Annotated in this window: 10 protein-coding genes; 9 read left to right on the top strand and 1 reads right to left on the bottom strand. The window is 32.2% G+C overall.

The window, feature by feature from the left end:
* Positions 1-204 precede the first annotated feature (204 nt).
* The 7 genes from KA926_RS02135 to ltaS all read left to right on the top strand — a co-directional run bounded on the left by KA926_RS02135 (position 205) and on the right by ltaS (position 7,578).
* Complete coding sequence (locus KA926_RS02135; protein ID WP_192959373.1) at positions 205-798, top strand: anthranilate synthase component II; 594 nt, start codon at positions 205-207, stop codon at positions 796-798.
* Complete coding sequence (locus KA926_RS02130) at positions 782-1,921, top strand: chorismate-binding protein (protein WP_192959374.1); 1,140 nt, start codon at positions 782-784, stop codon at positions 1,919-1,921. Before KA926_RS02135 ends, KA926_RS02130 begins: the two co-directional genes overlap by 17 nt.
* A complete protein-coding gene (locus KA926_RS02125) occupies positions 1,921-2,529 on the top strand; it encodes an aminotransferase class IV (RefSeq protein WP_183077179.1) in 609 nt (202 codons plus the stop codon). Before KA926_RS02130 ends, KA926_RS02125 begins: the two co-directional genes overlap by 1 nt.
* A 198-nt stretch (positions 2,530-2,727) precedes the next feature.
* Positions 2,728-2,931: a hypothetical protein gene (locus tag KA926_RS02120; protein WP_213014055.1), complete on the top strand. Its 204-nt coding sequence runs from the start codon at positions 2,728-2,730 to the stop codon at positions 2,929-2,931.
* A 32-nt stretch (positions 2,932-2,963) separates the two neighbouring features.
* Positions 2,964-3,671, top strand: a complete 708-nt coding sequence (locus KA926_RS02115) for a 5-oxoprolinase subunit B family protein (protein WP_107504980.1) — start codon at positions 2,964-2,966, stop codon at positions 3,669-3,671.
* A complete protein-coding gene (locus KA926_RS02110) occupies positions 3,659-4,663 on the top strand; it encodes a 5-oxoprolinase subunit C family protein (protein ID WP_107384448.1) in 1,005 nt (334 codons plus the stop codon). The genes KA926_RS02115 and KA926_RS02110 overlap by 13 nt, the downstream gene beginning before the upstream one ends.
* Positions 4,664-5,637: 974 nt before the next feature.
* Positions 5,638-7,578, top strand: a complete 1,941-nt coding sequence (gene ltaS, locus KA926_RS02105; protein WP_210143559.1) for a polyglycerol-phosphate lipoteichoic acid synthase LtaS — start codon at positions 5,638-5,640, stop codon at positions 7,576-7,578.
* A 527-nt stretch (positions 7,579-8,105) separates the two neighbouring features.
* On the opposite strand, the gene KA926_RS02095 is transcribed toward ltaS, so the two are convergent.
* On the bottom strand, positions 8,106-8,924 hold the full coding sequence (locus KA926_RS02095) for a ZIP family metal transporter (protein ID WP_107384929.1): 819 nt from the start codon (positions 8,922-8,924) through the stop codon (positions 8,106-8,108).
* Positions 8,925-9,036: 112 nt separating this feature from the next.
* Here KA926_RS02095 and KA926_RS02090 point away from each other — a divergent pair, with 112 nt between their 5' ends.
* Entirely contained in the window at positions 9,037-10,917 is a 1,881-nt protein-coding gene (locus KA926_RS02090) for an ABC-F family ATP-binding cassette domain-containing protein (protein ID WP_210143558.1), read from the top strand.
* Between the two features lie 13 nt (positions 10,918-10,930).
* Positions 10,931-12,709 (top strand): DNA helicase RecQ, encoded by a 1,779-nt coding sequence (recQ, locus tag KA926_RS02085; protein WP_210143557.1) that lies wholly within the window; start codon positions 10,931-10,933, stop codon positions 12,707-12,709.
* Positions 12,710-12,769 lie beyond the last annotated feature (60 nt).

Below are 12,769 nucleotides of genomic sequence, written 5' to 3'. Positions count from 1 at the left end.
ACTTATGACGCCATAAAAAAACGCCTATCTCTATAAAAAGATAGACGTCGTTCAAGTGTCTAGTTTTTTATAGAGGGTGTCAGCTAGAAACCTCTGTTATATTTATACCGTGACTAGAATAATACATTTAAGCTGTAAAATCAAGTTGAGATTTGGGATAATGACTATATTAGAACAATATATAATTATAATTGAGGTGATTCAATGCTACTTGTAATCGATAATAAAGACTCATTTACCTATAATATCGTGGACTATCTCAAACAATGTTATTCAGAGGCAATCATAGTGATTGATGTGGACGAAATTAATATAGAAAAGCTGATCAATATGAAACCGTCAGCAATTGTAATATCGCCAGGACCGGGAACGCCGTCAGATTATCCGATTTTAAATGAAGTCATAACACAATTTATGAACCATGTACCGATTTTGGGTGTATGTTTAGGATTTCAACAAATTATTACTTATTTTGGTGGGCACATCGTAAAGAACTATAAGCCTGTCCATGGCCATACAACTTTAATTACGCATACAGGCAAAGGTATTTTTAAAAATTTACCAAAATCATTTAATGTAATGCGTTATCATTCATTAATGGCTGATATACATACATTTCCTGGAGAGCTAACCGTGACAGCAACCAATGATAAAGGGATTATTATGGCTTGTGAACATCGAGCATTTGCTGTTTATGGTGTCCAATACCATCCCGAATCATTTTTGAGTGAATACGGTATCGACCAAATTAAATTATTTATTGAAAGTGTGGAGGCACATCATGCAAGTAAAATTTAATTATCAATATTACATAAATGAAACACAAACCGAAACTTATCAATACCTATTTAAACAATGTATATGTAAAAAAATAGCATATCAAAAGCAGGACATTGGAGCAGTCATTCAATTTGCTGAATTACATCAAGGCAAAGGGGAGTATGTAGCTTTATATTTACCATATGAAGCGGCAAGTTTTTTTAACGATCAGTTAGCAACAGTAACTCCCGATGGGGTATTCGTTTATGCTGCTGCATATGTATTTGAAGCAGTACACGATGGCATAAATGAACAAAATGTTACATATCAACGTAAATATAACTTTGAATTTCAATATGAACATGCGCAAATGATTGAACATATAAAACAAGTACAAAAAGCGATTGTTGAAGGCAATACATATCAAGTTAATTATACAACGAGATTGAGTGATGATATACAAGGTCCGATTTCTGAACTTTACCATGTACTACAGGGTGGGAATCATGGCCATTATTCAGCACTGATTGATACAGAAGAAGTTCAAATTGCATCATTATCACCAGAGTTATTTTTTCAATATGGGCCCTTTAAAAATCAATCAAATATTGTATTAAGCAAACCCATGAAAGGGACAATAGCTAGGGGAGAAACAGAATTAGAAGATAAGGAACATTTTGAAAAATTAAGAAACTCTACCAAGGATAGAGCGGAAAATGTAATGATTGTTGATTTGTTGCGTAATGATATAAGTAGAGTAGCCAATACTGGAACAGTTAAAGTATATAAACCGTTTCATATTGAAAGATATCAAACAGTTTATCAAATGACATCCATGGTAACTGGACAATTACCAAATCATATGCGTTTATTGCGTGTTCTAGAAGCCATTTTCCCCTGTGGTTCAATTACCGGTGCACCGAAACTGAATACAATGAAATATATTAAACAATTAGAGCAAACACCAAGAAATGGTTATTGTGGAACTATAGGCTTATTGCTACCTGATGGGAAATCTATTTTCAATGTACCTATTCGAACAATTCAATATATTAATGGGAAAGCTGTTTACGGCGTTGGAGCAGGTATTACCATTGATTCTAATCCAGAATCTGAAGTGCAAGAATTTATAGATAAGACAAAAATATTGGAGAGATTATAATGCAGTTATTTGAAACATTACGATTAGATTCTGGCAATTTTTCAAGGCTGACATATCATTATGACAGAATAAAACATTCGGCAAATCAATTCCAAATGACTTTCGAAGATGAGCAATGGAACAAAACGATTTCGGAAATTAAAGGCTTATATTTTACAGGAACTTATAGAGTGAAAATTATATTACATCCTAATGGTGTTTTTAAATATGAAGTTGCTGAATTACCTCAAAAAGATAGCTTTACGGCAAAAATTGTACCATTAACCACAATTCAAGATAAACGAGTACTTACGAATAAAACAACAAATAGGGATCATTTAGCGCATAATCATGAAACTGATCTCATCTTACTCTATGACAAATCAGGAAAAATATTAGAATTTGATATTGGAAATATTATGATCAAAGAAGGAAACTATTATTATACACCAGTATATAATGAAGACTTTTTAAAAGGATGTAAGAGACAAGAGTTAATAGAAGAAGGTAAATTAATTGAAAAAGATTATAGTTTGACAGATTTTAAGCACAAGTTAAGGCAAAATCAAATTCAAGTTTTTCTGATAAATAGTTTGAGAGAGGTTGCCGATGTTGCAATAAATCTATAGAATATAGAAAGTATAAGAAAAATATTAATTTTAATTCTAATAATTGTGATAAAACGTTGTTGCGAGTGTGTTTGATATCAATAGTTGGAAATATCAAATATGCCACACATAGATATGGTTTAACTGTATGAGGTGAATTAAGATAAACAAAGTTATACGAGTCTTAAAAAATCTAATGTCAGCAAGCGAGGCAAAATAATGATATTGATTTGGATCTTATTAATTATTACGCTAATCGGCCTTACAAAATGGTATGTAACCTATTTAATGAATCAACATAAATATTCTGCTACTAAGTTAATCATCACTATTTCATGTGCTATTCAGTTGATATTTATCTATGGTTTAGTTAAAGAATTAATACGCTACTTAACACAAATATTAAATGTATTTTATCGATAGTCACAAATAGACACAATAGATGAGGTGAATTTATGAAGATATACAGTCAAGGTGACCAAGCAATTGTGGTTTCTATAGAAAAAGAAGTCTCCAAAGATTTAACTGACGATCTACTCGCGTTAAAAACATATCTTGTTAACAAAAATTATCCTTTTATTACAGAAATTGTGCCAACAGAGTCAGATATGATGATTTGTTATGACGCTAGAGATATGATTAAACATCACAACATAAAATCACCATTTTTATATATGAAAGCATTGTTGCAATCTGTGCAATTAGAAATAAAACATGTAGAAGAGACGTCTGAACCGATTCAAATACCTGTAGTATATGGTGGTGAATTTGGTCCAGATTTAACGTCTTTGCTAAAATATTATAAAATGGATTTCGACAAATTTGTAAAATTACATACAAATTCGAACTTTTTCGTATCAATGATGGGCTATTCTCCAGGATTTCCATATTTAACAGGGATGGATAAGCGTTTATTTGTAAATCACACAGGTGGTAAAAAAGCATTTATTCCTGCGGGATCAGTAATCATTGAAGGTAAGAAAACAGGTATTACTACGATTGATACTTATGGCGATTGGCTAGTGATAGGTTATACGCCAGTTGAATTATTTAATCCACATCAAACAGATTTTACGACTTTAAAATTAGGTGATAATGTGCAATTTCAAGCTATGACAGCAGAAGCATTGGATTTAGGAGGATTTAAACCATGTCAATCATAATAGAAAATGAAGGATTGTTCTCAAGTTTTCAAGATTTTGGTCGTATCGGTTTTGAACACAATGGTGTAATCCCAAGTGGTGCTTTAGATCCATTATCACATGAAATTGCTAATCGGCTAGTAGCCAACGATAAACATGAAGCAACATTAGAAATGACCAATAGAATGGCCAGTATTCGTTTTACTGAACCAACTTTAATCGCATTAAGTGGCGGCAGTTTTAAAGCTAAAACCTCTAATTTAAAAGTCTTACCTAATAAACTTTATTTAATGGAAAAAGGTGATGTACTTGAGTTTACAGAGACTTCACGGACCTCAAGAGTTTACTTAGCTGTTGGTGGAGGGTTCGAGTTAGACGAATGGCTGGGTTCTACTTCTACTGATTTTATGTCTAAACTAGGTGGTTTTCATGGTCGCAAACTAGAAATAGGCGATGAAATCAATATGAAACGTGATTATACAGAACGTCACCATAAACTTTTTGAGAATCTTGAACATACACATCAAACAGATTGGGGTATAGATGGCTATGCACTTTCTTTTAATTATATGTCAGATGTATTTCATGTCATTAAAAACAAAGGAACAGAAGATTTTAATCAAGATGCTTTAAATCGTTTTACTTATGGGGAGTATAAAGTGACAAGTAAAGCGAATAGGGTGGGCATGTATGTTGAAGGTCAACCTGTCAAAGCATTTTATGAAGATATGCCTGCACATCAATCTGTACAAATAGGAACGATTCAAGTTAAGAGGGATGGTACGCCTATTATATTGTTAAATGATCATTACACATTAGGAAGTTATCCGCAAATAGGGACAATCGCCAGTTATCACTTAACGAAGTTAGGCCAAAAACATCCTGGTACTAAGTTGAAGTTTCAATTCATAGATGTTGAAACTGCAGAAAAGAATTTAATAAAATATACCAATTGGTTGAATCAACTGTTTCATGGTATTGAGTATAGAATGCAATTAGAAATGTTAAAATAGTATATACAATCAAAAAATGAAACGTATTAGTGTATAGCAATACGTTTCGAAAGTATTTATTTAAAATTAAAAATCTTTAGCCATAAAATAATTATTATATCAATATGTCTTTTGGTTAATGAATTTTAGAATGTATCCAAACCTTAGGTGATAAATTACCTGAGGTTTTTTACATTAGATGATTTTCTCGATATGCATAAATCTTAGACAAATGTTTGACTAAAATATAGTTCTGAAATTTTATTTGTGATTCATATTCAGTGATTATTCGATAAACATTCAGATATAGTGATTAATTCTTAAATATTTGAGCTCATTTATCTAGTATAATAAACGGTAATCGTGTTGAATATGATAAGATTAAGTAATTACATAAGTCATTCAGTATAAATTAACCATTATCTAAATAGGTCCAAGGCCTGATTAATTTATTAAATAGAGCAAGTATAATTATAAAGGAAATTTAAATTTTAATCTTCTTTTAATCATGTATTCACAATAGGTTAATGATACCTTCATAAAACGGTTAAATCAGCGTTTTTAATTAAAAAAAGTGTGTTTTTACTTGATATTAGACAAGAATTGCTTTATATTTATTAATTGAACTATAATCGTTTTATTACAAGGATGTTACAGAGTGAATGTAGTGTAAAAACGATGTAAAACATAATAAAACGCATTAACATAATTTACATTATAACAAATATAATTTTTCAAAAAGAATCAATAAATTTCATTAAAAATAAAAATTGCTACTTTATAGAAATAAATTAGTGACAAAAGACAAAAAGATGTGTTTTAGAAGAAAGATACAGGATGTCACCCTATTTTTCTTACTTAAATTTTAACTTTCGCAAATAACGATAAAGACATTGTTAGATAATCTAAGTTACGCATTAACAATGATTACAAAGCATTTTAATTGGGCTAGGTATTAGCACCAACTTTTATTAATTTATATCGGGGGAACAGACATGAGTCTACACAAAAAGAAACTAACTCTTTTTGCGTTTTTTATTTTAACTGTATTAACAGTTACTGCTAAAACGTATTTTTCATACTATGTTGACTTTTCTTTAGGTGTTAAAGGGTTAGTTCAAAATTTAATCTTATTAATGAATCCATATAGTTTAATTGCATTAGTATTGAGTATTTTCTTATTCTTCAAAGGTAAGAAAGCATTTTGGTTTATCTTTATAGGCGGTTTTATTTTAACCTTCTTATTATACGCAAATGTTGTATATTTCAGATTCTTCTCAGACTTCTTGACTTTTAGTACGTTAAATCAAGTAGGTAATGTTGAATCAATGGGTGGTGCTGTATCAGCTTCATTTAAATGGTATGACTTTGTTTACTTTATCGATACAATCATTTATTTATTTGTATTAATATTTAGACAAAAATGGTTAGACAAGCGTGTGTTTAGCAAAAAATTTGTTCCAGTGATTATGGCAGCATCTGTTGCATTATTTTTCTTAAACCTAGCTTTTGCTGAATCTGATCGCCCGGAATTATTAACACGTACATTTGACCATAAATATTTAGTTAAATACTTAGGTCCATATAACTTCACAGTTTATGATGGTGTAAAAACGATACAAAATAATCAACAAAAAGCATTAGCAAATGAAGATGATTTAACTAAAGTCTTAAATTATACGAAACAAAAGCAAACACAACCGAATCCAGAATACTTTGGAGCGGCTAAGAAAAAAAATGTGATTAAAATCCACTTAGAAAGTTTCCAAACTTTCTTGATCAACAAAAAAGTAAATGGCGAGGAAGTTACACCATTCTTAAATAAACTTTCTTCTGGTAATGAAGATTTCAGATATTATCCAAACTTCTTCCACCAGACTGGACAAGGTAAAACTTCAGACTCAGAGTTTACAATGGATAACAGTTTATACGGTTTACCACAAGGTTCGGCATTCTCGCTTAAAGGTGATAATACATTCCAATCATTACCAGCGATTTTGCATCAACAACAAGGTTACACATCTAGCGTGATGCACGGTGATTATAAAACCTTCTGGAACCGTGATCAAGTTTATAAACACTTTGGCGTAGATAAATTCTATGATGCAACGTACTATGATATGTCAGAGGAAAATCAAGAGAATTTAGGTCTGAAAGATAAAGAATTCTTTGATGAATCAGCAGATTATTTGGCGAAAGAAAAAGAACCTTTCTATAATCACTTAATAACGCTAACAAACCATTATCCGTTTACATTATCTCCTGAAGATGCATCAATTGATAAACCAAATACTGGTGATTCAACAGTTGATGGTTATGTTCAGACAGCGAGATATTTAGACGAATCGTTAGAACAGTTTGTAAGTGAATTGAAGAAAAAAGGTATCTATGATGATTCCGTTATTATGATTTATGGTGACCATTATGGTATTTCTGAAAACCATAACAAAGCGATGGAAAAATTATTAGGTGAAGACATTACACCAGCTAAGTTTACAGATTTAAACCGAACAGGTTTCTGGTTGAAAATCCCTGGTAAAGAAGGTACTGTTGATAAAACTTATGCTGGACAAGCAGATGTAATGCCAACATTACTACATTTAATGGGTATTGATACTAAGAATTATCTCATGATGGGTACAGACTTATTATCAAAAGATCATAATGATACTGTGCCGTTTAGAAATGGTGACTTTGTAACGAAAGATTACAAATATGTAAATGGCAGAATATATGATAATAAAAATAATGAGCCAGTAACAGAAAAACCTAATGATTTTGATAAACGTAAACAACAAGCTGAAAAAGACTTGCAAATGAGTGATGATGTCCTAAATGGTGACTTAATGAGATTTTATGATAATCCTGACTTTGATAAAGTGAAACCATCAGACTATAAATATGAAACAGGTCCACAAGGACAAGAGAAAAAATAATAACTACTTTAGCCCTAACCCATTATTTAAAATGGATTAGGGCTTTTTATATATGTAAGCGTATTGAATAGTGTTTATGATGTGCATGATATTGTATTAAATTATTTTATATGTGTGAACTTTAAGATGGGGAGGATAGCGGATTAGTAAATATCAAGAGCAAACATGCACGTTGAAAAAGTAAAAAAGAGAATGCTAAAAAGGATTAGAACATAAATCCTCATTCTCAAAATTAGATTGTCTGAGACATATAGTTTTTGGACAAATGGGAAGTATTTTGACGAGATGTTTGAGGGAATAAGACAAAGTGAAGGCTACTGGCTGAAGCTGTCCCCTATGATAGCGAACCAACAATATGAAGTATTGAATAAAAAGAAACACTCAGATGAATTGAATTAAATCATCTGAGTGCTATTTTTCTGGGATTTATGTACCAAACTCTTTGTTTTGAGGTTGAGATGATTGTCCCAGACTCATCATTTTTTATTTGAAGAATGGATCCAAGTTATTTCTTTTTCTTTTACCTTTTATCCAAGTGCAACGTCTAAAATCATCATAATAGTAAAACCTAGCATTAAACTTAATGTTGCTAAATCAGTGTTATTACTAGCTTGAGAATCTGGTATAAGCTCTTCTACAACTACAAATATCATTGCTCCAGCAGCAAAAGCGAGTGCATAAGGCAACATAGGCGTAATGAAAAGCACTGCAGCAGCGCCTATTGTAGCAAAAATGGGCTCAACAATTGCAGATGCTTGTCCATAGTTAAATGCTTTCCATCGTGATGCACCAGCAGCTCTGATAGGCATTGAAAGTGCAGCACCTTCGGGGATGTTTTGAATCCCGATACCAATTGCTAAACCGAGTGCACCTAAAAAAGTTGCTTGGCCATTACCAGCTACTACGCCACCAAATGCTACACCAATAGAAAGACCTTCTGGTATGTTATGCAATGTAATAGCTAATACAAGTAATGTATTTTTATTGAGTTTTTTCGTTCCTACACCTTCTTGGTATTGGTTAGAGTCTTGGGTGTTTGGGTGAATGTGTGGAATAATTAAATCTAACGCGCGTATAAAAAAACCGCCCAATAAAAAACCTATTGCTGCTGGTAACCATGCAAAAGATGATCCAGAACCGTAATCGATTGATGGTTGTAATAGAGACCAGAAACTTGCAGCAATCATAATGCCTGCAGCAAATCCTTGCATTGAATTCAGTATTTTATCATTTACTCTTTTAAATATAAAGACTGCTGCAGCACCTAATGCAGTCAATAACCATGTGATGATACCTGCGATTAGTGCTTGGATAAAAGGAGGTAAGTCTTGGAAAAAATCTGACATAAGCTACGCTCCCTTGTATCATTTGAGTTCAAAAAGGTGTATAATATATAGAACTGAAATTAAGTTTAACAGAATTAATTATAATTTTCGATATTAAAAAGGATGTTGGACGATGGAAGCCTACAAAATTGAACATTTACATAAATCTTACGCTGATAAAATCATTTTCGATGATTTACATCTGTCTATTTCTGAAGGAGAAAAAATAGGTCTTGTAGGTATTAATGGTACAGGCAAAAGTACTTTGTTAAAAGTAATTGCTGGTTTGGATGAAGACTTCGAGGCAGAGGTCTCACATCCCAATGCATATCGCATACGTTATTCCGCTCAAAAACAAGAGTTTGAAGGAGATTTAACTGTTTTTGAAGCGGTATTAACGTCAGAGACAAAGACACTTCAGGTGATTCGCTCATATGAAGCTGCTGTAACAAAATATAGTGAGACGCAGAATGAGACAGATTTTCAACAAATGATGCAAGCACAAGAAGCAATGGATACATATCAAGCTTGGGATTATAGTGCTGAAATTAAGACTATTTTATCAAAGCTAGGCATCAATGATACGACTAAAAAAGTGAGAGAACTTTCAGGTGGGCAACAAAAACGTGTTGGTCTTGCTAAAACACTTATAGAGCAACCAGATTTATTACTTCTGGATGAACCTACGAACCATCTAGATTTTGAGTCAATCAACTGGTTAATTAATTATGTTAAACAGTATCCGCATACAGTGCTGTTTGTAACACATGATCGTTACTTTTTAAATGAAGTATCATCTCGCATTATTGAATTAGATCGTGGTAAATTAACTACTTATCCAGGTAATTATGAAGATTACATCGCACAACGTGCTGAAAATGAAGTTGTTGAGCAAAAACAACAAGCGAAACAGCGCGCACTATATAAACAAGAATTAGCTTGGATGCGTGCGGGAGTAAAAGCGCGTTCTACAAAGCAACAAGCGCGAAAAAATAGATTTAAAGATTTAGAACACGATGTGAAAAATCAACAACAACAAGATAAAGCATCTTTAAATCTTGCGTATTCACGTTTAGGTAAACAAGTTTTTGAACTTGATAACGTGTCAAAACGTATCGGCGATAAAATATTGTTTGAACATGTCACTGAAATTATTCAAAATGGACAACAAATTGGTATCGTCGGACCAAATGGTGCTGGTAAAACAACATTGTTGAATATTTTGAATGGTGATGACCAAGCGTTCGAAGGGGAATTGAAAGTTGGTCAAACTGTTAAAGTTGCTTATTTCAGACAGACTGAAGCACGTTTAGACCGGGACATCAGAATGATTGATTATTTGCGTGAAGAAAGTGAAGTAGCGAAAGAAAAAGATGGAACTGCTGTGTCAGTTACGCAATTATTAGAACGCTTTTTATTCCCAAGTGCAACACATGGTAAAAAAGTTTACAAATTATCAGGTGGAGAACAAAAAAGATTGTACTTATTAAAATTATTAGTGCATCAACCTAATGTTTTATTATTAGATGAACCGACAAATGATTTAGATACAGAAACGTTAACTATTTTAGAAGATTATATCGATACGTTTGGCGGCACAGTTATCACGGTGAGTCATGATCGCTACTTTTTAAATAAAGTTGCTCAAGAATTTTGGTATATTCATGATGGAAAAATAGAACGTATCATAGGAAATTTTGATGACTATGAAGCATATAAAAAAGAGATAGATAAATTACAAACGCAAGAAAAACAACAAGCTAAAGTGAAACCAACGTATGAAAAGAAAAAGAAAAAAGGTTTATCGTATAAAGAAAAACAAGAATATGAAACAATTATTGCGCGTATTGAAACAACCGAGCACAGATTAGAAGAAATCGAGCAAGAAATGGTTGAAGCAAGTTCTGATTATGCTAAGGTAAAAGAATTAAATGAAGAACAACAAAATCTTAATATGTTGTATGAAGAAGATATAACAAGATGGAGCGAACTTGAAGAATTAAAAGAACAATGAGGGATTATATAACATGGAAGCAACATTATCACATTATTTTGGCTATGACACATTCCGTCCAGGTCAAAAAGAAATAATAACTAAAGTAATGGATCACCGTAATGTGCTTGGCGTTTTACCAACTGGTGGGGGAAAATCAATTTGTTACCAAGTGCCAGGATTAATGTTGGGTGGTACGACAATCGTAATCAGCCCATTAATCTCACTTATGAAAGATCAAGTTGATCAATTAAAGGCCATGGGGATTCGCGCAGCATATTTAAATAGTAGTTTGACTCAAAAGCAACAAAAAGAGATTCAAGCACAACTAAAAAGTGGAGAAATCCAATTTTTATATGTTGCACCGGAACGTTTTGATAATGCTAATTTTATGCGCTTATTACAGCAGTTAGATATACACTTAGTTGCCTTTGATGAAGCCCATTGTATTTCAAAATGGGGACATGATTTTAGACCAAGTTATCAGGAAGTCATCCATAAGGTTTTTGCCTTGCCACAAGATTTTTCAATTGTAGCATTAACAGCAACGGCAACAATTGAAGTACAAAAAGATATTATGGATCGCTTAAATATCGACAAGTATGACGAAATTAAAACAAGTACGAAACGACGTAATTTAATATTTCAAGTTAATCCAACGTACCAACGTCAAAAGTTCGTATTAGAATATGTTAAAGATCATCAAAAAGAAGCAGGCATTATTTATTGCTCGACACGTAAACAAGTAGAAGAACTACATGAAGCACTTGAAAATAATAAAATTAGTAGCACAATATACCACGCTGGTTTATCCAATAAAGAGCGTGAAGCAGCACAAAATGATTTTGTATATGATCGCGTGCGTGTCGTTGTAGCAACGAACGCATTTGGTATGGGTATTGATAAATCAAATGTGCGATTTGTGATTCACTATAATATGCCTGGTGATTTAGAGTCTTATTATCAAGAAGCGGGACGTGCTGGTCGTGATGGATTGAAGAGTGATTGTATTCTTTTATTCAGCGATAGAGACATCGGGTTACACCAATATTTCATTTCATCTTCAAAAGCAGACGATGATTACAAAGAAAAAATGGGTGAAAAATTGAATAAAATGTTGCTATATACGAAGACTAAAAAGTGTCTAGAAGCAACACTTGTACATTATTTTGAACCTAATGAAAAACTAGAAGAATGTGAACAATGTAGTAATTGTGTTAGAGAAAATAAAACATATGACATGACGAACGAAGCGAAGATGATAGTGAGTTGTATTGCACGTATGAAACAGCAAGAAAGTTATAGTGTCATTATTCAAGTTTTAAGGGGCGAAGACTCTGATTATATTCGTTATTGTGATTATAATCAATTGACAACGCATGGTATTATGAAAAACTATACGACTTCTGAACTCAGTCATCTTATTGATGAATTGCGATTTAAAGGATTTTTGAATGAACACGATGAAATATTAACCTGTGATGTTTCTGTAAAGGAACTGCTTAATAACCAAATTTCGATATATACAACACCATTTAAACGCAAATCGAAAGAAAAGGTTAATATCAACACTGTAGAAGGTGTGGACCGTGCTTTATTCGATGAATTAGTTGCTGTACGTAAACAATTAAGTGAAAAATTAACTATTCCACCAGTAAGCATTTTCTCAGATTTCACTTTGGAAGAATTTGCAAAGAGAAAACCAGAATCAAAACAAGATATGATATTAATTGATGGTGTTGGAAGTTATAAATTAAAACACTACTGTCCAATATTTTTAGAAACAATACAATCTTATAAAGCTCAAATTTAGTTGAGCAAATAATTGTTTTTAGAATATATAATCCCATATACTTAATTTTAACGGTATTGG

Origin of the sequence: Staphylococcus sp. GDY8P94P, from assembly GCF_017892255.1 — a bacterium.
Classification (GTDB): domain Bacteria; phylum Bacillota; class Bacilli; order Staphylococcales; family Staphylococcaceae; genus Staphylococcus; species Staphylococcus cohnii.
Note: the sequence above shows the minus strand (reverse complement) of the source record. Positions and strands in the feature narration are given on the sequence as shown.

Coding starts and splice junctions, on each gene's coding strand:
- ltaS (WP_210143559.1), top strand. CDS start 5,638: ATGAGTCTACACAAAAAGAAACTAACTCTTTTTGCGTTTTTTATTTTA.
- KA926_RS02125 (WP_183077179.1), top strand. CDS start 1,921: ATGCAGTTATTTGAAACATTACGATTAGATTCTGGCAATTTTTCAAGG.
- KA926_RS02110 (WP_107384448.1), top strand. CDS start 3,659: ATGTCAATCATAATAGAAAATGAAGGATTGTTCTCAAGTTTTCAAGAT.
- KA926_RS02115 (WP_107504980.1), top strand. CDS start 2,964: ATGAAGATATACAGTCAAGGTGACCAAGCAATTGTGGTTTCTATAGAA.
- KA926_RS02130 (WP_192959374.1), top strand. CDS start 782: ATGCAAGTAAAATTTAATTATCAATATTACATAAATGAAACACAAACC.
- KA926_RS02095 (WP_107384929.1), bottom strand. CDS start 8,924: ATGTCAGATTTTTTCCAAGACTTACCTCCTTTTATCCAAGCACTAATC.
- recQ (WP_210143557.1), top strand. CDS start 10,931: ATGGAAGCAACATTATCACATTATTTTGGCTATGACACATTCCGTCCA.
- KA926_RS02120 (WP_213014055.1), top strand. CDS start 2,728: ATGATATTGATTTGGATCTTATTAATTATTACGCTAATCGGCCTTACA.
- KA926_RS02090 (WP_210143558.1), top strand. CDS start 9,037: ATGGAAGCCTACAAAATTGAACATTTACATAAATCTTACGCTGATAAA.
- KA926_RS02135 (WP_192959373.1), top strand. CDS start 205: ATGCTACTTGTAATCGATAATAAAGACTCATTTACCTATAATATCGTG.